The following is a 23,693-nucleotide window of genomic DNA, read 5'->3' as shown; positions in this document are numbered from 1 at the left end:
CTATAGCTCGCAGGTCGCGATGTCACTTCTCGATAAACCCGCGAATCGCCGCAATTGTCGGCGTCGGCGTTTCCTCCATCAGCCAATGCCCGGCTCCCGGAATCACTACCTCCGTGACCTTGTCCGCTGCATTGCGCATGACGATGGCTTCATTGGCCCCGAAGGATTTCTCACCGCCGACCGCCAGCACCGGCATGCTCAGCTTTTTGACCATCGACGCTTCGTTGTCCACGGCATCCTGGCGGATGCTGCGGAACTGGGCGAAGGCGGCGTGCATGGCGCCGGGGCGGGCGTAGAGTCTGGCGTAGTGCTGGCGGGTGCCTTCGTCGACCTTGGCCGGGTTGCCGGCGAATTCGTTCCAGAAGCGGTCGAGGTAGAGGCGTTCACGCCCGGCGACCAGGCGTTCCATGTCCGGCCCGCCGAAGTCGAAGTGCCACAGCATCGGTGAGCGGACAATGTCGTTCCAGGGTGGAATGCCCGGCACCGGCGCGTCCATCACCACCAGGCGATCGGTGTGTTCCGGGTAGCGCGAGGCATAGGCGAAGGCGACCATGGTGCCGATGTCGTGGCCGACGACCACCGAGTGCTCGATCTTCAGCGCATGCAGCACGCCGCGGATGTCGCCGGCCTGGGTCTTCTTGTCGTAGCCCGCTGCCGGAATCGATGACAGGCCCATGCCGCGCAGGTCCGGCACCACCACGGTGTGGTCCCGAGCCAGATCGGCCGCCAGCGGTGCCCACATGTCGCCGGTGTCGCCAAAGCCATGCAACAGCACCACCGCCGGACCCTTGCCGCCGACGCGCACGTGCATCGTGACGCCATCGACGGGGATGTCCTGGGTGTGGAACGAGGCCGGGAACGGCGTGACATCGGCGTGGGCCGCGACGCTTGCGGCGAGCAGGGTGAGGGCGGTCAACAGGGGGCGGATCATGGCGGTGTCTCCAGGGCGGCGCTGTGAGATGCATACAATCGACATGCCCCATCCTTCGGCAATCACCTGCAAGGCTTCGATCGGATGAGCGTAGACGGTTTATGGCTTGGTGCCTCGATGGAACCAACTTCGTCAACAGCGTCTAAATTTCAGGGAATATTCCCGCCACGAAGGAGCGACTCATGTCCAGGTCTCGATCATTGATTGCAGCGCTTACCTGTCTGACTCTGGTCAGTGGCCCGCTGACGGCCCTGGCCGATCCCGGTAACGGCCAGGGCAACGGCAAGGCAAGTCATGGCAATCAGGGCAGTCATGGCAACAAGAACAAGAATTCCGGTGGCGGGGACTGGAGCAATGGCCCGAGCATCAATCGAGGCAACGTGCTCGAGATCATTGGCGGGAATACGGGCTACTGGAGCCCCGGCCCGGCTTTGCCACCGGGTATTCAAAAGAACCTTGCCCGAGGCAAACCACTGCCACCGGGCATTGCGAAAAAACTCGATGGCCGACTGGTCGGCAGGCTGCCCCACTATGACGGCTACGAGTGGCAGCAAGTCGGTACGGATTTGATCCTGGTCGCGCTGGCCACCGGGGTCATCTATGAGATTCTCGACGGTGCGTTCGATTGACCTGTGGAAGGTCGTCCTGCTGCTGATTCAAGGTGCTTCTGCCGTCTGTCGTGACGGCTTGAACTGTGTGAGGGATATCGCGTCATAAGCCACGCGATATCAACCTCCTACGGAAGCGATCATGCTTTTTAAAAACAAGAGTCTCGTTGCTGTAATGTCATGCGCCATGATGCTTGCGGCGGCCCCGTTACTCCCTGACGGCCTGTCGATCATGGGTTCCGCCTACGCGAAGGAAGGTGGTGGTCACGGTGGTGGCGGAAACGGCGGTGGGAACGGTGGCGGAAATGGCGGCGGAAACGGCGCAGGCCATGGCGGTGGTATGGGTGGCGGACACGCCGGTACAGGCCACTCCGGCAGTAACGGCCGCGGCAACGGGCTGGACAGCGACCATGCCGGCAAATCGGTGCGCGACCATGGCATCAGCGGAAACCATTTCGGCAGTGAGCGCAATGACGATAACGGGCGTGGCACCACGACCTCAGCCATCGCCCATTCCAAGGATACTCGCGGTCTTGCCAAGTCCAGGGCCATTTCGGCTTCGAAACCAGGCGATCACAGCACTAAAGGCTTGAGTAAAGCCGGACTGTCGACCTCGAAAAAAACCCATTGAGTTCGCGGTTGTAGAAATCAGTTTTGGAAAAATCAAAGAACCCGCCGAGAGGCGGGTTTTTCGTATCGGCCATTTGATTCTCGGCCATTGCGCCGGCGCATCATTCATTTTCAGCCCCCGGTTCGGCTGCACAACAGGCGTTGCATGGACAGAAAACGAGCCACCCGGACATATCGCGCAGTGATTTGCGTCTGCAGGCGAATTGTCATGTTCAGCGCCATTCCAATGTAGATATTAGTCAGCCCAATGCGATTTCAATGAGGCTGCCCTGTGTTCCAACGACTTGTGTGTTCGCTGTCTGTTCTGAGCCTGTCCATCGCTGCCGCCCAGGCTGCCGAGACGGTCCCCCTCAACACGCCACGCCTGAAGAGCATCGACAATTTTCGCGATGTCGCCGGGCTTGCCACCGCCTATACCACGGCCAACGACGGCACCATGCGTGGCGGGGTGTTTTACCGCTCCAACGCGCTGACCCCGTCGGCGGCGGATCTGGCGACCCTGAACGGCCTGGGCATCAAGGCGGTCTACGACCTGCGCACGCCCACCGAGATCGCCGCCACGCCCGACAGGATGCTCACCGGCGCAACGTACACCAACATCGACATCATCGGCGGCTCCACGTCTGGCGCGAACGTCACTAATGTCGCGTTCCACAGCGCTGCTGAAGCCACCGCCATGATGCAGGACACCAACCGTGATTTCGTCAGGAACGCGGGGATGCGCAGCGAGTTCAACCAGCTGTTCAATGAGCTGGCCGCGGTCGACGGCGCCGCACTGTTCCATTGCACTGCCGGCAAGGACCGTACGGGCTGGACTGCCGCTGTGCTGCAAAGCATCGCCGGGGTCGACGATGCCACCATCATGAGCAACTACCTGGCGACCAATGACTACACGGCCGCGCGTATCAAGGCGACCCTGGCGGCGATGCCACCGGCCATGGCGACCATCTATGCACCGCTGATCGGTGTGGAGGCCAGTTACCTGCAAGCCGGCCTGGACCAGGTGACCGCGCAGTACGGCACGATGGATAACTACCTCAAGCAAGGCCTCGGCCTGTCCCAGGAAACCATCTACGTGCTGCGCGGCAAGATGGTGTTCTACAACAGCCTGCCGGGCGCGGCGGACCTGGCCGGCAACGCCGCGGCTGGCGCGCAGTTGTTGCAACAACTGCAGAACAGCAACCTGTCGGGCACCTACAGCGCCTACAACTATTACCTGCAATCGGCCATCGACGCGCGCAGCCTCGGAGGCGTCGAGTCCACCGTCGGCGGTCAGGTGCACGCCGACGCTGCCAGCTATCTGTTGCGCCAGGGCGCGATGCTCGAACAGGCTGCTGCACCGTTCACCAGCGGCATCGACCTCAAGGCCGGGCAATACCGTTTGTGGAGCACCGCGTTGGCGGGGTACCTGGGCACCGACGGCTCATCCCAGGCCTCCAGCAGCAACGAGCATAGCCAGGGCATGATGATTGGCCTGACCCAGCGCTTTTCCGAACAACTCAGCGCCCATGCCGGTTTCGGCTACAGCAACGGCAATGTCGGTGGCGCCGGTGGCGAGGCCGATACCGACCTGACGTTCTTCAGTGTCGGTGCACGCTTCGCACCCAATGGCCTGGAGCGTGGCCTGTTCGTGGATGCCGATGCCAGCGCCGGCTATCTGGATTACTCGAGCAAGCGCGAACTCGGCGGCGGACTGGGCACGGCCAAGGGCGACAGTCATGGCAACCTCACCGGCGCGACCCTGGCACTGGGTTACCGTGTTCCGGTGAACGGCGTGACCCTGGAGCCAAGCCTTGGTGTGCGGATCAGCCACGTCAACCTGTCGGGCTTCCAGGAAAAAGGCAGCGAGCTGGCTCTGGACGTCGATGGCATCCACGAGACCCGCAAAAGTGCGGTGGCCAACCTCAACGCATCCTTTGCGCCGGTCAGCCTGGGCGCCTGGCAAGTGGTGCCGGGTGTGCAAGTGGGTTACGAGCATGTGCTGGGCGACGCTGAAACCGACAGCGAAGGGCACCTGCTGGGGCTGGACATTGAACAGCAAGCGGCTTTCGACAACCGTGACCAGTTCACCGGTGGCGTCAATGTCATGGCCAACCTGGGGGCTTGGAGCGTGGGTGCGGAAATTGGCGCCAGTGGTGGTGGCGACAGCCATGGTTTCAATGGTGGCCTGAAGGCGAGCTATCTGTTCTGACGGGGGGCTTGTGGGAGTGAGTCTGCTCCGGGCGGCGTTCCGATGATGGCGGTCTGACTGAGTACATATCCATTATTTGGGTAACGGCGACTGGCGGTTTCGCCCTTACGGCGACTTACTTTTTTTGACAAACGCCTCAAAAAAAGTAAGCAAAAAAAAACGCTCGCCCCGAACGTCCGGCCCCTCGCCAAGGCTCGGGGTTCCTTCGCTCCGGCATTCATCCGGGGGCATTGTCCTCCAGTCGGATTCGTGTGACCTACATGCAATGGGTTTGACTGCGTTGAACGGCGCTGCGCGCCATTCCCCGGATGAACGCCTCCGCTCAGCCTGCCGAGGGGGCGGGTGGATGAAGATCAAGAGCGGCAGGCGAGCTAACGTTCGGCCTGTTGAGTGGTGAAAAGCGTGGGTGTACGCCGATCTGCCTTTGCTCTGCCTTTGCTCTGCCTTTGCTCTTCTGTGGGAGCGAGCCTGCTCGCCCCCACAAACCCTCAATTGACCGGCATTGCCCGCGTTCGCAGGCCCTTCCTCACATCGGCGGGACTGATGCCGTAGGCACTCTGGAAATACTGGCAAAACCGCCCGACATTGCTGAAACCGTGTTGCAAGGCCACATCAGTCACCGAAGGCGACACCCCCTGGGACAGTGCAGCGAAGGCGCGTTCCAGGCGTACCTGGCGCTGATAGGCAACGATCGACGTGCCCATGAAACGCTGAAAACCCTCCTGCAAGGCGCGCAGGCTGACGTTGCTCAGTTGCGCCAGTTCCGTGCCGCTGGCCAGGTGGTCGGGATGCGCCTGAATGTACTCGACGGCCAGCTTCACATGGCGTGGCGCGATCAACGGGGAAGGGCGCTGAAGGGCTTCGGTGAAGTTGTGCGGCCAGGTTTCCAGCACCGCATCGACCAGCATTTCGCGCAGACGCGAAGGCATCAGCGAACCGGTGTTGATCAGCAGGTCGAACTCGGTCCCCGTGGCCAGGTCCACCAGGGCCTTGATGCCCTGCAAGGCGGGTACGTTCAAATCCACCACAGGCTCGAAACAGACCTTTTGCAGGATCGGCTTGCCCAGCAGCATCGACAGTCGTTCGGTGATCAACGCCCGGCTGATCGAGATCCCGTGCTGCGCATGATTGTCGACGAAGCGTGCCGAGCGCACCTCGGCCTTGTCGATGGCCAGCCCGACCTGGGCAAAACCGGTCGACTCGGTAACGTGGTTGAAGATGATCTTGCCGGCGGTGGGAATGACGAAGGTGATTTCATCCAGCGGAGCAGGAAAAGCCACCGTGAAGTCGCCGCGATAGTGCATGCGACGGAAACTGACACCTTCGTGCCTGCCGTAGACCCCGCCGATGATGATGTTTTTCGGCGGCGGTGGGGAGTCGGAATAAAGATTGCCGAACAGGTTGGAGAACAACGCGCCAAAGTCGTCGCAACTCATGTCGTTGGATCTGATGATGATTTGCTTGCGCGTCGTGCTTGAGTACACCTGAAGTGTCACCTTGAGCGGAAGGGCAAAGCCCTGGTACAGGGAACGAGCGATCGGAGATCGAGCGGATGCGGTTCGGGGAAGCGCCAAGACGTTATCAGTGAGTAATGACAGGTTCGTGACCAGGGTTCTTGCCGCTGTCGCCGCTCGCACTGAACAACCGGTGGCACGAGCGGTATCGGCAGGTGGGCTGACCTGGAGTGGTCGTGGCTATTTCACTGGCTCTGCAGACTTGATATCCCCGCAAAAAATATCGTAGTTGCCATCGGTCGCAGCCGTTCGCACGACCACCGAGTATTTGCCGGCAAGCAGGGTTTGCAAAGGGACGGGTGCCGTCCTGGAAAACGACCAGCCACGTATGGGTTGGCGTTCGGTGTTTACGGTGTTGTTCATCGCATAGGCGACAGACCCGGGTCGCTCGCAGCTGCCATTGTTGATGAACGAGTAAAGGCGCAAGGGCAGGGAAACGTAGGATGGAGCGCCGCTGATGAAGAAACTGAGCCCGGTCTTGTTGTCCCAGTCCGTTAACGTGACGTTTCCGATCTGACCGGCGTTTTGCCGGGTGGCAACCAAGTTGACGTTCACGCCATGGTTCGGTGACGTGGCACAGCCGAAAAGGCTTGCCGCGACCATGAGTGCTGCCACTGAGATGTTGAGTTTCATTGCCAAACTCCTGAGTTGAAGAACTGCAATGGGAGAATTAGCGGGTATAGCTCAATTATCGCCCTCTGACCTCGTCCGGATAAGGCTTTCCATTTTTGAGCGGTGATGGTGGGGCGCCTGTGCCCTTCGCCAGCCATGGAGCAGCGTGGCCGCGCAAACCGTCTACATTTGTAACTGGCCGAGCCTGCGTGGTTTGCCGGCTGGCATTCGTGTCTGGATGCCGATGAGGTTTGCAGTGGTTACGCGTGCAGTTAAAGGATTGTGCGGTCAGTTGAGCCCACTCATCATCCGCACCGGACGAATTGCGACTGGAGTGACTCATGAATCAACAAGGCAGCCATCTGCAGGAGCGCAGTCCAGGCGCTCCACAACGGAGTACCTTGCGCAGCCTGTTGGTCCCGGAGTGGCTCGGCAACTATCGGCCCGACTGGCTGCGGGGCGATGTGGTCGCCGGGTTGACGGCAGCGGCCGTGGTCATTCCCAAGGCGCTGGCGTACGCCACGATTGCCGGCCTGCCGGTGCAGGTCGGGCTGTACACGGTGCTGGTGCCGATGGTGATCTATGCCGTGCTCGGTACCTCGCGCCCGCTCAGTGTCAGCACCACAACCACCCTGGCCATTCTCGCCGGTTCCGCGCTGGGCCAGATCAGCCCCGATGGCGATGCCGCGACCTTGCTGGCGGCTTCCGCCACGCTGGCCCTGATGGTGGGCGCGATCCTGATCGTCGCGGGGTTGCTGCGCCTGGGCTTCGTCGCCAACTTCATTTCCGAACCGGTGCTGGTGGGGTTCAAGGCCGGCATCGGCGTGGTCATCGTGCTCGACCAGCTACCCAAGCTGCTGGGGACTCACATCGACAAAGGTGGCTTCCTGCACAATCTGCTGGCCACGGTGCAGAGCATCGGGCATGCCTCACTGCCGACCGTGGCGGTCGGCGTGTTCATGGTACTGCTGCTGGTCGGCATGAAACGTTTTACCCCGCGACTGCCGGCACCGTTGATTGCGGTGGCGCTTGGCATCATCGGCATGAGCCTGTTTGGCCTGGAGCGCTTTGGCGTGTCCGCGGTCGGCGTGGTGCCGATCGGCCTGCCCGCGCCAACCCTGCCGATATGGTCGCTGGCCGAAACCCTCTGGCCTTCGGCGATGGGCATCGCGCTGATGAGTTTCACCGAAACCATCGCGGCAGGGCGTGCGTTCGCCCGCAGTGACGAACCCGCGCCACAACCGAACCGGGAGCTGCTGGCCACCGGCGTTGCCAACATCGGCGGTGCGTTTCTCGGGGCCATGGTCGCGGGTGGCGGGACGACCCAAACGGCGGTGAACCGCCTGGCCGGCGCCCGTTCGCAACTGGCTGCACTGGTCACCGCTGCACTGGCATTGGGCACGTGCCTGCTGCTGGCACCGCTGATTGGCCTGATGCCTAACGCCACGCTCGCCGCTGTGGTGATCGTGTATTCGGTGGGCCTGATCGAGCCGGCGGAATTTCGCGAAATCCTGTCGGTTCGCCGTACCGAATTTGCCTGGGCCGTGGTGGCCATGATCGGCGTGATGCTGCTGGGCACGCTGCAAGGGATCGTCGTGGCGATTGTCGTTTCGTTGCTGGCGCTGGCCTATCAAGTCTCGGACCCGCCCGTGCACATCCTCGGGCGCAAGCGTGGCACCAATGTGTACCGGCCGCAGTCCGCCGAGCACCTTGATGACGAACACTTTGACGGGCTGCTGTTGCTTCGACCCGAAGGCCGGATCTTTTTCGCCAACGCCCAGCGCATCGGCATGAAGATGCACCCGCTGATCGAAGAAGCAAGGCCCGCCGTAGTGGTTCTGGACCTGCGCAGCGTGTTCGACCTGGAATACACGGCGCTGAAAATGCTCACCGGGGCGGAACAGCGAATGCAGGAAAAAGGCATTTCATTGTGGCTGGTGGGCATGAGCCCGGGCGTATGGGACATGGTCGTCAAGGCGCCCTTGGGCCATACGCTGGGCGAGGCCCGCATGTTCCTGAACCTGGAGCAGGCGGTTGAACATTACCAGCGCACTCGACGCTGAATGAACGCGGCCGGGGGCACTCCGGACGCTTTGTAACGCATTTGACGAGGTAACGGACATGGCAAAGAAGAAGGCGGCACCGAAAAGCAAACCGGCCGAAGGAGAAAAGCTCAAGAACAAGGTTTATCTCGAAGAACTGGAGCGGCTGCATGTCGAGCTGGTCAAGCTGCAGGAATGGGTGCAGCACACGGGCGCCAAGATCTGCATCATCTTCGAGGGCCGTGATGGCGCCGGCAAGGGCGGGACCATCAAGGCGCTGACCGAACGGGTCAGTCCGAGGGTGTTCCGGGTGATAGCGTTGCCGGCCCCGACCGACCGGGAAAAAAGCCAGATGTACTTGCAACGTTATCTGCCGCACCTGCCGGCCGCCGGTGAAGTGGTGATCTTCGATCGCAGCTGGTACAACCGCGCCGGTGTAGAGCGGGTCATGGGTTTTTGCAGCGAAGAGCAGGTGCGCACGTTCCTCACCGTGGCGCCGCGAGTCGAGCAGGCGCTGGTCGAATCCGGAATCATCCTGATCAAATACTGGCTTGAAGTGAGCCAGGAGGAACAGACCCGACGCCTCACGGCGCGTATCACCGACGGGCGCAAGATCTGGAAGCTGTCGCCGATGGACCTCAAGTCCTATAACCGCTGGTACGACTACTCCCGTGCCCGGGACGACATGTTCAAGTACACCGACACCAAGTTCGCCCCTTGGCGGGTCGCCAACTCCAACGACAAGCGGCGGGCGCGGTTGAACATCATCAGCGATGTGCTGGGCAGCATTCCTTACGAGGAAGTGCCGCGGGAAAAAGTGAAATTGCCCAAGCGGCAAGCCCCCGGTAACTATCGGGAGCCGGTCTATCCGTACAAGTACATTGCGGAAAAATTCTGATCGAGGCTTTGCGCAGGAGCCGGCCCGGGCCGGCTCCTGCTGCATGCCGTCAGGCCTTGATCACGTACCCGTACGCCCGGGTACGACCGCCTTCATGTTTCAGGTAGACGCCCTGTAGCTCCGGTGTGAAGCCGGGCAAGCGGTTGATGCCTTCTTCCAGGGCCAGGAAGTATTTCAACACCGCGCCTCCCCAGATCTCCCCGGGTACCACGCAGAGCACACCCGGCGGATAGGGCAGTGCACCTTCGGCGGCGATACGCCCGTCGGCATCCGCCAGCGCCACCAGTTCGACGTTGCCACGGATGTATTCGATCTGCGCTTGCTGCGGGTTCATGGCCTTTTTCGGGAAGTGTTCCTTGCGGAACATGTTCTTCTGCAACTGCTGCACATTGTGGCTGCGATACAGGTCGTGCATTTCCTGGCAGAGCTGGCGGATGGTGTAGTTGCGGTAGCGCTCCTGATGCTGCGCGTAGATGGCCGGCAGCACCCGGCTCATCGGTGCGTCATCGCTGATGAAACGTTCGAAACGGGCGATTTGCGCGGCCAGGTGGGTCATCTTCGCCCAGTCTTCAGCCGGGGTGAGCAGGAACAGGATCGAGTTCAGGTCGCATTTTTCCGGGACGATGCCGTTTTCCCGCAGGAAGTTGGCGAGGATGCCGGCGTGAATGCCGAACTCGGTGTAGCTGCCGTCCACCGGGTCGATGCCCGGGGTGGTGAACAGCAGTTTGCACGGGTCGATGAAGTACTGCTTCTCGGCGTAGCCACCAAAAGCGTGCCAGCGGTCCTTCGGATGAAACTCGAAGAAGCGGATGTCATTGGCGATCTCGTCCGTCGGGTAGTCTTCCCACGCGCGCCCTTCGATGGTGGACGGCACGAACGGCCGGATCATGGTGCAGGCTTCGATAATCAGCTTGCGCGCTTCGATGCCGAACTTCACACAGTCCTCCCACAGGCGCAGGCCGCTGCGGCCCGAGTGAATGCGTGCGTTGACATCCAGCGAGGCGAACAGCGGGTAGAACGGGCTGGTGGACGCCTGGGACATGAAGGCGTTGTTGAGCCGGTGATGGTTGCAGTAGCGGGCCTGGCCCTTGATGTGCCGGTCTTTCTTGTGCACCTGTGAGGCCTGGGAGAAACCGGCCTGCTGTTTGTGCACCGATTGCGTGACGAAGATGCCCGGGTCGTTCTCGTTCAGGTCGAGCAGCAGTGGCGAGCAGTCTTTCATCATCGGGATGAACTGCTCGTAACCGACCCATGCCGAGTCGAACAGGATGTAGTCACACAGCTTGCCGATGCGGTCGACCACTTGCCGGGCGTTGTAGACGGTGCCGTCATAGGTGCCCAGTTGAATGATCGCCAGGCGGAATGGCCGTGGCAGCTGGGCCTTGTCCGGGGCGACTTCGGCAATCAGTTCGCGCAGGTAGTCTTCTTCGAAACAGTGGGCGTCGATCCCGCCGATGAAGCCGTAGGGGTTGCGTGCGGTTTCCAGATAGACCGGCGTGGCGCCGGCCTGCAACAGCGCGCCCTGGTGGTTGGACTTGTGGTTGTTGCGGTCGAACAGCACCAGGTCGCCCGGGGTCAGCAGGGCGTTGGTCACCACCTTGTTCGAGGCCGAGGTGCCGTTGAGCACGAAATAGGTCTTGTCGGCGTTGAACACCTGGGCTGCGTGTTTCTGCGCCAGCAGCGCCGGGCCTTCGTGGATCAGCAGGTCACCGAGCTTGACGTCGGCGTTGCACATGTCGGCGCGAAACAGTGTCTCGCCGAAGAAGTCGAAGAATTGTCGCCCGGCCGGGTGCTTGCGAAAGAACTGGCCGCCCTGGTGACCGGGGCAGGCAAAGGTCGCGTTGGCCGCCTCGGTGTAGCGTTTGAGCGAATCGAAGAAGGGCGGCAGCAGGCTTTCTTCATAGGCTTTGGCCGCTGTCTCCAGTTGGTTGCCATGGTATTCGACGTTGCTGGGTGACAGGTCGAAGATGCCGTTCACTTGCAGCAGCACGTCATTGAGGTATTTGTAGACTTCTCGGGGGCGGGTGCTGGTGCCAGGGGAGGGCACCAGGAAAATCGGCACATCAAAACCGGTGCGCTGAATGACGTCCAACGCTCCAGCCAACACATCATCGACCGACACCACGGCCACGGCGACGTCGGTGAAATCGGTCTGGCTGAGCGGGACCACCTCCCGGGCGTTCAGGAAGCATTCGGGTGTGCCATCGCTGGCAGCGATTTTCAGAGCTTTCATGGGTGGTGTCTCCTGGCGGGCACTCATTTGTCCGCGGCTTTTTTAGAGAGCAACTTCCGAGGGAGCCTTCCAGTTCCCCAGATCGGAAATCGTGTCACCACTGGTTATAGAGCATTTTCCTGATCTGTCAGGCTTTTAGCGATTTGTTGGACGAGAGGCCATGGCCCACCGATAGCGGTCAGGCGTGTACCAGTGCAATCGTGAACGAGACCACGATCATGCAGGCAAAAGCAAAATTGATATTCATGAAGTTTCCATCCAAAACATGAGTGACGGCGCCATCTTGAACAGGTCACAGGAAAATAAAAAATTCGCTGTAATGATTTGAAAGATCGAAAAAAATGATACCGGGAAGTGTTTTCCCGGCTGGCCGTTTGTGTTTAACCCCGGCTTTGGCTAATCTCGCGAAAACACGCAGCTACACGTATAAACGGGCGAAAACATGCACGACAACCATTCTGCTGCCGAACTGCCGTCAGTGCGCCGGCAAAAAATCCTGTTGATCCTCGAACGTGACGGCAAGGTCATGGCCTCGGAGCTGAGCCAGCACTTCGCGGTGTCCGAAGACACCATCCGCCGCGACCTGGCGGAACTGGCCAGCGCCGGCCTGGTGCAGCGGGTGCACGGCGGGGCGTTGCCGCGACCCAAAGACACGGGCAAGGACTACTTCACCCGGATCAGCGAAACCGATGAGGTGAAGACCCATCTGGCGCAACTGGCGGCGCGACGGGTGCAGGATGGCCAGATCGTGGTGTTCGATTCCGGCACCACCACCTTGCAGATCGCACGCTCGCTGCCGGCGGACATCGCCATTACCGCGATCACGGCATCGCCGATGACGGCCATTACCTTGTCCGAATACAAAGGCATCAAGGTGATCCTGGCCGGCGGCCAGCTCAACCCGGCGACGATGTCGGCCAGCGGCCACGAAACCCTGCGGCTGCTGGCGGGCATCAAGGCCGACCTGCTGTTTACCGGGGTCTGCGCGATTCACCCGCAGGTGGGCCTCAGTTCACTGCACTTCGATGAGGTGCCGGTGAAACAGGCGATGCTCGATTGTGCCTCCCATGTGATCGCCGTCACCACAGCGGACAAGCTCGGCGCGGTGGAGCCCTTTGTCGTTGCGCCTTGCAACCGCGTGCACACGCTGATCACCGAGCAGCAGGTGGCGTCAGGCAGTGTCGAGGATTACCGGGCGTTGGGGGTTGAGGTGGTGCAGGCTTGATCATTATTTGCTGGGAGATGTGTTGAATGTTCCGGCCCCTTCGCGAGCAAGCCCGCTCCCACAAGGGTTATTTTTGGCTGACATTGNACCGAGCAGCAGGTGGCGTCAGGCAGTGTCGAGGATTACCGGGCGTTGGGGGTTGAGGTGGTGCAGGCTTGATCATTATTTGCTGGGAGATGTGTTGAATGTTCCGGCCCCTTCGCGAGCAAGCCCGCTCCCACAAGGGTTATTTTTGGCTGACATTGATCCCTGTGGGAGCGGGCTTGCTCGCGAAGAGGCCGGCACAAACAACATCCATGTCGAATGTGCCGGCCAACAACCTCAGCGCAGTCGCTCAAGCATCTGGTAGTACCACATGCCGGCCGCGAGCATCGGGTTGCCGAGCAGGTCGCCCATGGGCACGCGGATGTGCTGGCAGGCGGCGAAGGTGTCGAACTGCTCCAGCTGTCCGGTGATCGCCCTGCCCATGATTTCGCCCATGATGTGGGTGGTGGCGATGCCGTGGCCGGAGTAACCCTGGCAATACCAGACGTTGTCCGACAGCTTGCCCAGTTGCGGGATGCGGTTGATCACGATGCCCATCGCGCAGCTCCACTGGTAATCGATGGCCACGCCTTTGAGCGCCGGGAAGGTCTGCTCGATGCACGGGCGCAGCTCGGCGGCGATGTCGCGTGAGTCCTTGCCGCTGTAGTTGGCGCCGCCACCGAACAACAGGCGACCGTCAGCGGTGAGGCGGTAGTAGTCGAGCACGAAACGGCAGTCGTAGACCGCCAGGTCTTCGGGGTTGATCTGCCTGGCCAGGTCGCCCAGCGGCGCGGTGGTGACGATGCCGCCCATGGCCGGGAAAATCTTGCCCTTGAGCTTGCCCGGTTCGAGCTTGTGGTAGACGTCGCCGGCCAGCAGCACCTGACTGGCCTCGATGTGCCCGTGGGCAGTCCGTATGCCCGGGCTCTGGTGCAGGCCGTCGCCGTGGATGATCTCCAGCACCTCGCTGTTTTCGAAGATCAGCGCGCCCAGGCTTTCGGCGGCGCGGGCCTCGCCGATGCACAGGTTGAGCGGGTGCAGGTGCATGTTGCGGGTGTTCTTGATCGCGCCGTGGTAAAGGTCGCTTTGCAGCAGGTCGCGGACCTGGCTGCGGTCGAGCAGGCTGACTTCATCGCCCATGCCACGGCGCACGGCCTCTTCGTAATCCTTGCGCAAGCCATCCATGTGCGCGGGCTTGTACGCCGCGTGCAGGTGGCCGTGCTTGAGGTCGCAGGCGATGCCGTACTTCTCTACGCGCTGGCGGATGATCTGGTGCCCGCGCCAGCGCAGGTTCCAGATGAAGTCGTCGACTTCGTCGCCGAGGGTGCGGCGCATCTGTTTGCGCATGGCTTCATCGCCCGAGAGGCTGCCGGTGACCTGGCCGCCATTGCGCCCGGTGGCGCCCCAGCCGATCTTGTGGCTTTCGACGATGGCGACCTTCAGGCCTTTTTCCGCCAGCTCGACAGCGCTGGCCACGCCGGTGAAACCGCCGCCGATGATCACCACGTCAACCCGGTGCCGGCCTTGCAGCGTCGGGTAATCGGTGTCCTGGTTGAGGGTGGCGGTGTAGTAGGAATTGCAACGTTGGGTCATGTCGGTGTCCGGGCAGAATTGGGAGAAACCAATGCCGCTCAGTCGAAGTGCGCAACCTGTGGGAGCTGGCTTGCCAGCGAAGGCGTCGTGTCAGTCGCCATGGTTGTTGGCAGGTACACCGCTTTCGCTGGCAAGCTAGCTCCCACAGGGATTGCATACGCTGAGCAAATGCAGGGATAGCGAAGGAGGGGGGCTCGCCGATCAGGCGAGCGGGGCGCTATCCGGCGGACGTGCGGAATGACGCAGTTTGGAACGGCGCAGGGCCATGGGCAGGTTGACGATGCGCTTCATGCAATGCCGTCCAGGGCCAGCAGCGAGGTGGCCTGGAGCGAAATGTTCAGAAGGTGCTGTTCTGACGGCAAGGTACGCATGGCGCTGGTTTCCGGCGGCGCAAATCGTCGGTGGCGAGCAGGACAAGCCATCCGGGGATGGCTGGATACTAGGGAGGATTGTGACGCGTGTAAATGTTTGATTCAGGACATCAGGTGCACACCAAGTCCGATCAACCCGCAGCCGATCAACACCTCGATCACCCCGCGCTTGAAACGAAGCAACGCGATGCCCGCCACCAGGGCGATCAGCAGCGAAGGCCAGTCCAGTCGTCCTTCGAAGCCTTTGGGCCAAAGCACGTGGTAGGCGAAGAAGCACGCCAGGTTGAGAATCACGCCCACCACGGCCGCCGTAATGGCCGTCAGCGGTGCTGTGAAGGTGAGTTCGTTGTGCGTCGACTCCACCAGCGGTCCGCCGGCGAGGATGAACAGGAACGAAGGCAGGAAGGTGAACCAGGTCACCAGCGTGGCGGCCATGGCACCGGCGACAAATGCTTGATCCGGGCCGAAGACCTGATGCACGTAGCCGCCGATAAAACCGACAAAGGCGACGACCATGATCAACGGACCCGGCGTGGTTTCACCGAGCGCCAGGCCATCGATCATCTGCGTCGGCGTCAGCCATCCGTAGTGACTGACCGCGCCCTGGTAGACATACGGCAGCACCGCATAGGCACCGCCGAAGGTCAGCAATGCGGCCTTGGTGAAGAACCAGGCCATCTGGGTCAAGGTGCCTTCCCAGCCGAACAGTGCGGTGAGCATGGCCATGGGCAGTGCCCACAAGATCGCACCGACAACGGCCAGTCGCGCCAGTTTCCAGCCACTGAAACGGGCGTGTTCAGGGGTTGGGGTGTCGTCGTCGATCACCGCCGGGCCGAAGGTTTTTTTCGCCGCGCCGTGGCCGCCGGTCCTGAACTTTTCCGGTGCCAGCCGCCCGCCGAAATAACCGATGACCGCTGCGCCGAGCACAATCAACGGAAATGGCACGTTGAGCACGAAAATGGCCACGAAGGCCGCGGCGGCGATCCCCCATAACCAGCCGTTCTTCAGGGCCCGCGAGCCGATCCGGTGAGCCGCCTGCACCACGATGGCCGTGACCGCCGGCTTGATCCCGTAGAACAATCCGGCGACCACGGGCACTTCGCCAAAGGCGATGTACACCCAGGACAGTGCAATCAGGATGAACAGCGACGGCAACACAAACAGCACCCCGGCGATCACGCCGCCCCAGGTCCGGTGCATCAGCCAGCCGATGTAGGTCGCCAGTTGCTGTGCCTCAGGCCCGGGCAGCAACATGCAGTAGTTGAGGGCATGCAGAAAGCGCCGCTCGGAGATCCAGCGCCGGCGCTCGACCAGTTCCTGGTGCATGATCGAAATCTGCCCGGCCGGCCCGCCAAAGCTGATGAAACCGAGCTTGAGCCAGAACAGAAAGGCTTCGCGCAGGCTGATGGAGCGGGGCAGCGGCACATCCTGTTCCGTGATCGAAGAGGGCGTGGGGCTCAAATGGAAACTCCTTGTGCAGAGGCGTTTTGAGCCAATGACTGTAGCTACACCGAAGCGTGTTGGATAGTCGCCTGATGCTGCGCATCTGCCCAGCGCGCCACGGCTGATCGGTCGCTGTCACGAGCATCGACCCAGCGTGCGCCAGACGCCACGTCTTCGCGTTTCCAGAACGGCGCGTCGGTTTTCAGGTAGTCCATGATGAACGCACAGGCTTCGAAAGCGGCTTGACGATGGGGGCTGCTGACGCCGACAAACACGATCGGCTCGCTGATCGACAACGGGCCGATCCGATGCGCGATCGCCACGGCCCGCAGCGACCAGCGAGCCCTGGCGTTGTCGATGATTTTCTGCAGCGAACGTTCGGTCATCCCTGGATAGTGTTCCAGAAACAACCCGGCAACTGCCTCACCCTGATTGATGTCGCGCACGTAGCCGACGAAGTTGACCACGGCGCCCACGCCCGGATCATTCGCCTGCAGGCTATCGATCAACCGGCCGACGTCGAACGCTTCACGCTGGACCCGAACCGTCATGTCTCAACCCCCGGTGACCGGTGGAAAAAAGGCGATCTCGTCATAATCCTCGATCACCCGGTCCGGATGGCACAGTTCCTGGTTCAGGGCACACATCAGGTTGTTTTCACCCAGCACGTTGCTCCATACCTCGCCGCGAGCCATCAGCAATCGGCGCACGTCTTCGATGGTCTTGAGGTTGTCGGTCAGCGGCAGTTTTTCGCCGCCCAGGTTGAGCTGCTCGCGGTAACGGGCGAAGTAGTTGATCAGGATCATTGTGCGTCCTCGAACTTGAAATGACCGGAGCGGCCACCGTGTTTGCTCAGCAATCGGATGTCATCGATGACCATGGCGCGGTCCACCGCCTTGCACATGTCGTAGAGGGTCAACGCGGCCACGCTGACGGCGGTCAATGCTTCCAGTTCAACGCCGGTCTGGCCCTCGACGCGGCAGGTGCCGACAATTTTCACGCTGTCGGGTGTGCAGGCCTTGAGTTCGACGTGGATCGAACTGAGCAGCAGGGTATGGCAGAGCGGAATCAGCTCATGGGTTTTCTTCGCCGCCATGATTCCGGCGATTCGCGCGACGGCAAACACATCGCCCTTGGGGTGGCCGTCGCTTTGAATCAACCTCAAGGTTTCCGGGCGCATCCGTACCCAGGCCTGGGCCTTGGCTTCACGCAGCGTCGAGGTTTTTTCGCTGACATCGACCATGTTGGCGCGCCCCTGACGGTCGAGGTGGGTCAAGCCATTGGGCGGTGTTTCTGAAAGGTCTGTCATGGGAAGTTCCTGCGCTTGCCAGCGCGGTGATCAGGTGAAGGCATCATGCCGGGCTGTAAATGCGTGGTGCGTTTCGGTGGGGGACGTGAATCAGGTTGAGGCGATGTTTGATGGCCCATTGCACGGTCAGGGCGGTGGGCGCCGACAGGCTGACCAGTGTGCCGAGCCTGGCCCGGACGGCTTTGTGAATCAGCTCCAGGCTACAGCGGCTGGTGACCACGGTGAAGCCGCTGCGGCTGTCGATGCCGGCGTATTGCAGGGCACCGATCAGTTTGTCCAGCGCGTTGTGGCGGCCAATGTCTTCGCGGCAGATCAGCGCGTTGCCTTGGGGGTCGAAGTACAGCGCCGCGTGCAGCGCGCCACTGCTGCGGGCCATCTGTTGGGCCTGTTCGATGCGGCCGCGAATGTCGATGAAATGCTCGGCGGGCGGCAGGGCAACCGGATCGAGAATCTGCAGTGTCGGCAGGGCCTGCTCCAGCGCTTGCACACCGCACAGTCCGCAGCCACTGGTGCCCGCCATTTGCCGACGATGGTGCTTCAGTGCCCAGAACGCGCGGCTGGAGATCTGCACGTCTGCCTGGACGGCCTGCTCGAAATGGGTGAGGCGCAGGTCGTAGATTTCGCGCGGGTCCCGAACGATGTCGTTGCTGACGCTGAAACCACGGATGAAGTCTTCGAGGTTACCCGGCGACACCATCATCACCGCCTGACTCAAACCGTTGTAGGTGATTGCCAGGGCAATCTCTGAAGCCAGCGCCGCCTGACAGACTGACGCGGTGTTGTCGTATTCGCGAAAGTTCACACTCAGCGGCTTGGGTGCGGGGGCGTTGGTGTCGCTTCGAATATCGGCTTGTTCAACTTGGCATAACATGAAAAGAACCTCGAAGCGCTGAATTAAGTTCAGGCTACGGGCAACTTTTCAACGCGTCCAATCGCTTGTTCCGATGTGCCGATTGGTGATGTCTATCAAGCTGGTTAAACAGGTCTTTTTCGGTTTTATATAAAACCGAAATTTGATCAGTGAGTCCGGCTGAATAAAGTTCGGGCTTCGGCGAAACACTTCTCGGCAATGGCCGAGCGCGGTTCGGTCTTGCGCATGACCAGGCCCAGGGGGGCGAGCACACTGGCATCCGGCAACTCGATGAACGACAGGTGTTCGATGGGTTCTTCCAGGCCGCTGTCCAGCGGCATGATCGCGCAGCAGAATCCTTCGTGAATCGCCTGCAGCAATTGGTACGTCGAATCGCTTTCCAGGATCGGCTGCGGGTCCAGTCCACGGCTGCGAAAGCTCAGGTCGATGGATTTGCGGTAGTGCATGCCGTTGCTGAGCATCCCCAGCGGCAGCTCGGCGGCGTCCTCCCAACTCATTTGCGCGCCCTCGAAATGGAAGTGGCGAGTGTCATACAGCAGGCCGACACGGGTTGCGCCGATCTCGAAAAACTCGAAATAGCTCGGGTTGACGTGATCGAGGTAGCACACGCCGAGGTCAAGCTGGTTGTTGCCCAGGCCCTCGATGATCTGGTCGGAACTCAGGGAGGACAGGCTGTACTTGAGCTCGGGAAAGCTGCGGGACAGGCCCTGAATGTAGGTGACGGGGTTGAAGCTGCTGAGCGGGACCAGGCCCAGGCGCAAGTTGCCGACGAGCTGGCCCCGGCACGCGGCAGCTTCGGCGAAGAGCCCGTCGTGGGCGGCCAGCAGGGTTCTGGCCCATGCCAGTACACGCTCGCCGGCCTGGGTAAAACCCTCGAAGCGCTGACCCCGGGTGACCAGCACCAGGTCCAGCTCATCCTCCAGGTTACGCAGGCGCATGGACAGGGTGGGCTGGGTGATGTGGCAGCGCGCGGCGGCCTGGCCGAAGTGGCGGGTCTGCTCCAGGGCGATCAGGAACTTGAGTTGTTTGATGTCCATGACGGCACCTGCTGACGGGGTAGTGAGGGGTAAGTATTGACTCAGGTGCGCAAGACACAAGGCGCGGCGGAAAACGTGAGGTGCGGACGATCTCACTGTCGTGGGCGTGCGTCCAATCACTGGTATTTAAGGGGTTATCGATGCGCTCTATCGTCGAGGGTATTTTCTGGTTTCTTATATCGATAGAGCGGCTCGATAGTCTGGTTGGTTAGAGTGATTAGACAGCGTTTGTTGGGGCGTTTTAGTCTCCGGAAGTTATTTAATTCATATCTGTCGGAGAATCCCATGAGCGTCAAACCGGATGCGTTGTTTATCCCTTTGAATATTGCCGTGCTGACGGTCAGCGATACCCGTGAATATGCCAATGACACTTCCGGCCAACTACTCGTCAGTCGTTTGCTGGAGGCCGGCCACACCCTCAGCGAGCGCAACCTGCTCAAGGATGACCTGTACAAGATCCGCGCGCAGGTGGCGAACTGGATTGCCGACGATGGCATTCAGGTAGTGTTGATCACTGGCGGTACCGGATTCACCGGCCGCGACAGCACACCGGAGGCGGTGGCCTGTTTGCTGGACAAGCCGATCGATGGATTCGGTGAACTGTTCCGGGCGATTTCGATCCTCGACATTGGTACTTCCACAGTGCAGAGCCGGGCACTGGCCGGGCTGGCCAATGGCACGCTGGTCTGCTGCCTGCCGGGTTCCACGGGCGCCTGCCGCACCGCGTGGGAAGGCATCCTCGCCGAGCAGCTCGACGCTCGCCACCGGCCGTGCAATTTCGTCCCGCACCTCAAGCCCGTGCAAGCCTGCGGGACGCGGGGATGAGCGCCGCAGCGCTGATGTCGGTGGAGCAAGCCATCGACCGGCTGCTGACAATGGCCGAGGCACACAGGATCGAAGACAGTGAAACGGTGCCGCTAAGCGCCGCCAGGCAGCGGGTATTGGCCAGTGACCTGGTGGCGACCCTCGATCTGCCACCGTGGCCGAACAGCGCCATGGACGGGTATGCCTTGAATGTCGACGGCTGGGGCGGGGAGCCACTGCGCGTGTCGCAGCAGGTGTATGCCGGACACGCCCCCGAAGCCCTGGCCCCGGAGACCTGCGCGCGGATCTTCACCGGTGCGCCTGTTCCGCCGGGTGCCAACTGTGTGGAGATGCAGGAAAACACCGAGGTGCTGGATGATGGACGGATCCAGTTCAAGCAGCCACTGAGCGCCGGGAGCAACATCCGCCCGCAAGGCCAGGAGAACGGCGTCGGCGATGTGTTGCTGCGCGCCGGCAAGCGCCTTGGTCCGTTCGAATTGGCGGTCGCGGCGGCGCAGGGCTGCACCCATGTGCAGGTTGTGCGGCGACCACGGGTGGCGTTGTTGTCCACCGGCGATGAACTGGTCGACCCGGGCACGCCACTCAAGCCCGGCAGCATTTACAACAGCAACCGCACATTGTTGAGCCATTGGTTGAGTGCGCTGGGTTGCGAGGTCATCGATGCCGGCATTCTCCCCGACGAGCCACGCCAGACGCGGCTCAAGCTCGAACAACTGCAACATACCGCTGACCTGATGCTCAGCACTGGTGGCGTGTCCGCCGGTGACGCCGACTGCCTCGGTCAGGTGCTGCGCGAGTGCGGCAAGCCGTTGCTGTGGAAACTCTCGATCAAACCGGGAAAGCCATTGACCGTGGGCCACGTCGGCCGCGTGCCGGTGATTGGCCTGCCGGGTAATCCGACATCGGCGTTGGTCACGTTCGGCCTGTTGGCAAGGGTTTACCTGTTGCGGATTCAGGGTGTCGAAGACGTCGAGCCCTTGAGCTTTGCGGTCAGGCTCGGCTTTGCCTGGCCCAAACCCGGGAGTCGGCGCGAGTACCTCAGGGCAAGACTCGAAGCCGGCCGAGCGGTGCTCTATCCGAACCAGAGCTCAGGTGTGCTGCTGGGGTCGTCCTGGGCCGATGGCCTGGTGGAAGTACCGGAAGGTTGCACCTTGACGGTGGGCGACACCGCGCGGTTCATTCCCTTCAGCGAGCTGTTCTGAATACATCGGACAAACTGTGAATGCCATTCCTGCGGCCACCTGAAATACCTGTGGGAGCGGGCTTGCCCGCGAAGGCGTCAGGTCAGGCAACATCTCTGATGGATGTGCCGGCCTCTTCGCGGGCAAGCCCGCTCCCACAGGGTTTGCGTGTTTCGTGAGTCTCAGTTCAGCACAAAATCCACCGGTTCCAGTTGCGGCGGCAGTTCCGTCACGCCCAGTGCGGCCAGTACATCACGCTCGATATTGCGCACGATGGCGTCGGTGGGCAGGTCGTTTTCATCGCGGCCGAAGGGGTCTTCCAGTTCATCGGCGATCGCGTCCAGGCCGAAAAAGGTGTAGCTGACGATCGCGGTGAAAACCGGCGTCAGCCAGCCCAGGGGTTCGGCCATGGCAAACGGCAACAGGATGCAGAACAGGTAGATGGTGCGGTGCAGCAACAGGGTGTAGGGGAACGGTAGCGGGGTGTTCTTGATCCGTTCACAGACCGCCTGGGCGTGGGTCAGGCCGGTCAGGTGATTGGCTATGAGCGTGTAGCGCCAGTCGTTGATCGCCCCGGACTCGTTGAGTGTCGAACACTGCTGGCCGACCTGCATCAGTATCTGCCCGCTGATGTCCGTACTGTTGCCTTTGGGCATCGGGTGCAGCCAGTCGCCACTGGCGGCCAGTTCGTTTTCCTGGCGCAGCCGCGCATTGAGGGCATGAGCAAAGCCGCACAGGTTGCTGAGGATCGTGTGTCGCTCGTCCGTATCCTTGAGGACCAGGGTTTCACGAATCATCGAGCGCACTTCCACGATCACCTCGCCCCACGCCTTGCGCGCTTCGTACCAGCGGTCGTAGCAGGCGTTGTTGCGAAAGCTCATGAAGATCGACAACGACAAACCCAGTAGGGTGAAGGGTGTTGCACTGACCTTGGAAAAGTAGCTGGGATGCAAGGTTTCAACGAGCACGATGGCCGAGGCGAGCAACGTCACCATCAGGCTGCGCCAGGCTATGCGCTTGGCGATCGAACCCTTGAGGGACGTCAGTACGCCGATCAGGTTGGGTTTGGGTCTCACGATCATGGGGTTCAGCCGCCCGTCATGTTCATGAAGCGAATGACCTGTACCTCGTCGTTCACTTCGAAGTTGTGTCGATAAGGCTTGAGCTTCATTGCCTCGATAATGGCTTTTTCCAGGCGCTCGGGCTGTCCGGGATGGCTGCGCAGAACAGCCTTGAGATCCACCGAGTGTTCATTGCCCAGGCACAGCAGCAAGCGTCCTTCCACGGTCAGTCGTACCCGATTGCAGGTGCCGCAAAAGTTGTGGCTGTGGGGCGAGATGAACCCCAGGCGAATCTGTGGTGCCTCGGCCAGGCGCCAGTAGCGCGACGGGCCCTGGGTCGACTCGGCGGAATCAATCAAAGTGTAGCGTTCGGCGATGCGTTCGCGGACCTGGGCGCTTGAGAAAAACGATTCGGCGCGGCTGTGCTCGTCGATGGTGCCCAACGGCATTTCCTCGATGAAGGAGATGTCGAGGTTGCGGTCGATGGCGAAGCTGACCAGATCGTTGATTTCATGGTCGTTGCGGCCTTTCATGACCACGCAATTGAGCTTGGTGTTACGGAATCCTGCCTGGTTGGCAGCGTCGATGCCCTTGATGACCTGCGCCAGGTCGCCGGTGCGGGTCAGCTCGCGAAAACGTTGCGGGTCCAGGCAGTCGAGGCTGATGTTGAGGCGCTTGACCCCGGCCTCGAACAACGGCTCGGCGAGTTTGGCCAACTGCGAACCGTTGGTGGTCATGCACAGTTCGCGCAGGCCGGGCAGGGCGGCGATCTTCTGGCACAACTGCACCACGCCCGGACGGATCAGCGGCTCGCCTCCGGTCAGGCGGATCTTGCGGGTACCCAACGCCACGAAGCTTTGTGCCAGTTGGTAAATCTCTTCCAGCGTCAGCACCCGTTGGCGTGGCAGGAACTGCATGTCCTCGGCCATGCAGTACACGCAGCGGAAATCGCAGCGGTCGGTGACCGACATCCGCAGATAGTCCACGCGCCGGGAGAATCCATCGATCAAGACTCGTTCTGACATGACACCCTCGCTTGGCACGCATTGAATGAATGATCCGTGTAGGAGCGAGCTCTGCTCGCGATGGTCGTT

At 61.3% G+C, this 23,693-nt stretch carries 21 protein-coding genes; 8 read left to right on the top strand and 13 right to left on the bottom strand.

What is annotated here, in order from left to right:
* Window positions 1-22: 22 nt before the first annotated feature.
* Window positions 23-931: an alpha/beta fold hydrolase gene (locus ACLD1X_RS27840; protein WP_429373320.1), complete on the bottom strand. Its 909-nt coding sequence runs from the start codon at window positions 929-931 to the stop codon at window positions 23-25.
* A gap of 182 nt (window positions 932-1,113) precedes the next feature.
* On the opposite strand from ACLD1X_RS27840, the gene ACLD1X_RS27835 reads away from it, so the two are divergent.
* The 3 genes from ACLD1X_RS27835 to ACLD1X_RS27825 all read left to right on the top strand — a co-directional run bounded on the left by ACLD1X_RS27835 (window position 1,114) and on the right by ACLD1X_RS27825 (window position 4,360).
* On the top strand, window positions 1,114-1,560 hold the full coding sequence (locus ACLD1X_RS27835; protein WP_429373318.1) for an anti-virulence regulator CigR family protein: 447 nt from the start codon (window positions 1,114-1,116) through the stop codon (window positions 1,558-1,560).
* Between the two features lie 121 nt (window positions 1,561-1,681).
* Window positions 1,682-2,170 (top strand): hypothetical protein, encoded by a 489-nt coding sequence (locus ACLD1X_RS27830; RefSeq protein WP_429373316.1) that lies wholly within the window; start codon window positions 1,682-1,684, stop codon window positions 2,168-2,170.
* A gap of 270 nt (window positions 2,171-2,440) precedes the next feature.
* A complete protein-coding gene (locus tag ACLD1X_RS27825) occupies window positions 2,441-4,360 on the top strand; it encodes a tyrosine-protein phosphatase (RefSeq protein WP_429373314.1) in 1,920 nt (639 codons plus the stop codon).
* 488 nt (window positions 4,361-4,848) lie between these two features.
* On the opposite strand, the gene ACLD1X_RS27820 is transcribed toward ACLD1X_RS27825, so the two are convergent.
* A complete protein-coding gene (locus tag ACLD1X_RS27820; RefSeq protein WP_429373312.1) occupies window positions 4,849-5,796 on the bottom strand; it encodes a helix-turn-helix transcriptional regulator in 948 nt (315 codons plus the stop codon).
* Window positions 5,797-6,054: 258 nt separating this feature from the next.
* Window positions 6,055-6,507, bottom strand: a complete 453-nt coding sequence (locus ACLD1X_RS27815) for a hypothetical protein (protein WP_429373310.1) — start codon at window positions 6,505-6,507, stop codon at window positions 6,055-6,057.
* Window positions 6,508-6,827: 320 nt separating this feature from the next.
* On the opposite strand from ACLD1X_RS27815, the gene ACLD1X_RS27810 reads away from it, so the two are divergent.
* Complete coding sequence (locus ACLD1X_RS27810) at window positions 6,828-8,549, top strand: SulP family inorganic anion transporter (RefSeq protein WP_429373308.1); 1,722 nt, start codon at window positions 6,828-6,830, stop codon at window positions 8,547-8,549.
* A gap of 58 nt (window positions 8,550-8,607) precedes the next feature.
* A complete protein-coding gene (gene ppk2 / locus ACLD1X_RS27805) occupies window positions 8,608-9,426 on the top strand; it encodes a polyphosphate kinase 2 (protein ID WP_429373306.1) in 819 nt (272 codons plus the stop codon).
* 49 nt (window positions 9,427-9,475) lie between these two features.
* Here the strand turns inward: ppk2 and speF are convergent, their stop codons facing one another.
* Entirely contained in the window at window positions 9,476-11,659 is a 2,184-nt protein-coding gene (gene speF / locus ACLD1X_RS27800) for an ornithine decarboxylase SpeF (RefSeq protein ID WP_429373304.1), read from the bottom strand.
* 442 nt (window positions 11,660-12,101) lie between these two features.
* On the opposite strand from speF, the gene ACLD1X_RS27795 reads away from it, so the two are divergent.
* Window positions 12,102-12,884 carry a DeoR/GlpR family DNA-binding transcription regulator gene (locus ACLD1X_RS27795; RefSeq protein WP_429373302.1) on the top strand — a complete coding sequence of 261 codons (783 nt, stop codon included), beginning with the start codon at window positions 12,102-12,104 and terminating at the stop codon, window positions 12,882-12,884.
* 321 nt (window positions 12,885-13,205) lie between these two features.
* Here the strand turns inward: ACLD1X_RS27795 and ACLD1X_RS27790 are convergent, their stop codons facing one another.
* The 7 genes from ACLD1X_RS27790 to ACLD1X_RS27760 form a co-directional block, all read right to left on the bottom strand.
* Window positions 13,206-14,501, bottom strand: a complete 1,296-nt coding sequence (locus tag ACLD1X_RS27790; protein WP_429373300.1) for an NAD(P)/FAD-dependent oxidoreductase — start codon at window positions 14,499-14,501, stop codon at window positions 13,206-13,208.
* A gap of 473 nt (window positions 14,502-14,974) precedes the next feature.
* Window positions 14,975-16,333 (bottom strand): chromate efflux transporter, encoded by a 1,359-nt coding sequence (gene chrA, locus ACLD1X_RS27785; protein ID WP_429373298.1) that lies wholly within the window; start codon window positions 16,331-16,333, stop codon window positions 14,975-14,977.
* Between the two features lie 44 nt (window positions 16,334-16,377).
* The gene (gene moaE / locus ACLD1X_RS27780; RefSeq protein ID WP_429373296.1) at window positions 16,378-16,866 is read right to left on the bottom strand and encodes a molybdopterin synthase catalytic subunit MoaE; all 489 of its coding nucleotides are present in this window, start codon (window positions 16,864-16,866) and stop codon (window positions 16,378-16,380) included.
* Window positions 16,867-16,869: 3 nt separating this feature from the next.
* Window positions 16,870-17,121, bottom strand: a complete 252-nt coding sequence (gene moaD, locus ACLD1X_RS27775) for a molybdopterin converting factor subunit 1 (protein WP_429373294.1) — start codon at window positions 17,119-17,121, stop codon at window positions 16,870-16,872.
* Window positions 17,118-17,624 (bottom strand): cyclic pyranopterin monophosphate synthase MoaC, encoded by a 507-nt coding sequence (gene moaC, locus ACLD1X_RS27770; RefSeq protein WP_429373292.1) that lies wholly within the window; start codon window positions 17,622-17,624, stop codon window positions 17,118-17,120. Before moaC ends, moaD begins: the two co-directional genes overlap by 4 nt.
* A gap of 43 nt (window positions 17,625-17,667) precedes the next feature.
* Window positions 17,668-18,495 (bottom strand): formate dehydrogenase accessory sulfurtransferase FdhD, encoded by an 828-nt coding sequence (gene fdhD / locus ACLD1X_RS27765; RefSeq protein WP_429373290.1) that lies wholly within the window; start codon window positions 18,493-18,495, stop codon window positions 17,668-17,670.
* Window positions 18,496-18,641: 146 nt separating this feature from the next.
* Window positions 18,642-19,532 (bottom strand): LysR family transcriptional regulator, encoded by an 891-nt coding sequence (locus ACLD1X_RS27760; protein WP_008021986.1) that lies wholly within the window; start codon window positions 19,530-19,532, stop codon window positions 18,642-18,644.
* A 285-nt stretch (window positions 19,533-19,817) separates the two neighbouring features.
* On the opposite strand from ACLD1X_RS27760, the gene moaB reads away from it, so the two are divergent.
* Together moaB and ACLD1X_RS27750 are read left to right on the top strand one after the other, a co-directional pair.
* Window positions 19,818-20,357 (top strand): molybdenum cofactor biosynthesis protein B, encoded by a 540-nt coding sequence (gene moaB, locus ACLD1X_RS27755; RefSeq protein WP_429373288.1) that lies wholly within the window; start codon window positions 19,818-19,820, stop codon window positions 20,355-20,357.
* Window positions 20,354-21,559, top strand: a complete 1,206-nt coding sequence (locus ACLD1X_RS27750; RefSeq protein ID WP_429373286.1) for a molybdopterin molybdotransferase MoeA — start codon at window positions 20,354-20,356, stop codon at window positions 21,557-21,559. Before moaB ends, ACLD1X_RS27750 begins: the two co-directional genes overlap by 4 nt.
* A gap of 161 nt (window positions 21,560-21,720) precedes the next feature.
* Here the strand turns inward: ACLD1X_RS27750 and ACLD1X_RS27745 are convergent, their stop codons facing one another.
* Window positions 21,721-22,620 carry a bestrophin family protein gene (locus ACLD1X_RS27745; protein ID WP_429373284.1) on the bottom strand — a complete coding sequence of 300 codons (900 nt, stop codon included), beginning with the start codon at window positions 22,618-22,620 and terminating at the stop codon, window positions 21,721-21,723.
* Window positions 22,621-22,625: 5 nt separating this feature from the next.
* Window positions 22,626-23,624: a GTP 3',8-cyclase MoaA gene (gene moaA / locus ACLD1X_RS27740; protein WP_429373282.1), complete on the bottom strand. Its 999-nt coding sequence runs from the start codon at window positions 23,622-23,624 to the stop codon at window positions 22,626-22,628.
* Between the last annotated feature and the right edge of the window lie 69 nt (window positions 23,625-23,693).

The organism is Pseudomonas sp. 18173 (assembly GCF_050432945.1).
Classification (GTDB): Bacteria; Pseudomonadota; Gammaproteobacteria; order Pseudomonadales; family Pseudomonadaceae; genus Aquipseudomonas.
Note: the sequence above shows the minus strand (reverse complement) of the source record. Positions and strands in the feature narration are given on the sequence as shown.

Bases quoted from the DNA above. Each gene is read 5' to 3' on its own strand.
- ACLD1X_RS27840 (WP_429373320.1), bottom strand. From the start codon at position 931: ATGATCCGCCCCCTGTTGACCGCCCTCACCCTGCTCGCCGCAAGCGTC.
- ACLD1X_RS27835 (WP_429373318.1), top strand. From the start codon at position 1,114: ATGTCCAGGTCTCGATCATTGATTGCAGCGCTTACCTGTCTGACTCTG.
- ACLD1X_RS27830 (WP_429373316.1), top strand. From the start codon at position 1,682: ATGCTTTTTAAAAACAAGAGTCTCGTTGCTGTAATGTCATGCGCCATG.
- ACLD1X_RS27820 (WP_429373312.1), bottom strand. From the start codon at position 5,796: ATGAGTTGCGACGACTTTGGCGCGTTGTTCTCCAACCTGTTCGGCAAT.
- ACLD1X_RS27815 (WP_429373310.1), bottom strand. From the start codon at position 6,507: ATGAAACTCAACATCTCAGTGGCAGCACTCATGGTCGCGGCAAGCCTT.
- ACLD1X_RS27810 (WP_429373308.1), top strand. From the start codon at position 6,828: ATGAATCAACAAGGCAGCCATCTGCAGGAGCGCAGTCCAGGCGCTCCA.
- ppk2 (WP_429373306.1), top strand. From the start codon at position 8,608: ATGGCAAAGAAGAAGGCGGCACCGAAAAGCAAACCGGCCGAAGGAGAA.
- speF (WP_429373304.1), bottom strand. From the start codon at position 11,659: ATGAAAGCTCTGAAAATCGCTGCCAGCGATGGCACACCCGAATGCTTC.
- ACLD1X_RS27795 (WP_429373302.1), top strand. From the start codon at position 12,102: ATGCACGACAACCATTCTGCTGCCGAACTGCCGTCAGTGCGCCGGCAA.
- ACLD1X_RS27790 (WP_429373300.1), bottom strand. From the start codon at position 14,501: ATGACCCAACGTTGCAATTCCTACTACACCGCCACCCTCAACCAGGAC.
- moaE (WP_429373296.1), bottom strand. From the start codon at position 16,866: ATGACGGTTCGGGTCCAGCGTGAAGCGTTCGACGTCGGCCGGTTGATC.
- moaD (WP_429373294.1), bottom strand. From the start codon at position 17,121: ATGATCCTGATCAACTACTTCGCCCGTTACCGCGAGCAGCTCAACCTG.
- moaC (WP_429373292.1), bottom strand. From the start codon at position 17,624: ATGACAGACCTTTCAGAAACACCGCCCAATGGCTTGACCCACCTCGAC.
- fdhD (WP_429373290.1), bottom strand. From the start codon at position 18,495: ATGTTATGCCAAGTTGAACAAGCCGATATTCGAAGCGACACCAACGCC.
- ACLD1X_RS27760 (WP_008021986.1), bottom strand. From the start codon at position 19,532: ATGGACATCAAACAACTCAAGTTCCTGATCGCCCTGGAGCAGACCCGC.
- moaB (WP_429373288.1), top strand. From the start codon at position 19,818: ATGAGCGTCAAACCGGATGCGTTGTTTATCCCTTTGAATATTGCCGTG.
- ACLD1X_RS27750 (WP_429373286.1), top strand. From the start codon at position 20,354: ATGAGCGCCGCAGCGCTGATGTCGGTGGAGCAAGCCATCGACCGGCTG.
- ACLD1X_RS27745 (WP_429373284.1), bottom strand. From the start codon at position 22,620: ATGATCGTGAGACCCAAACCCAACCTGATCGGCGTACTGACGTCCCTC.
- moaA (WP_429373282.1), bottom strand. From the start codon at position 23,624: ATGTCAGAACGAGTCTTGATCGATGGATTCTCCCGGCGCGTGGACTAT.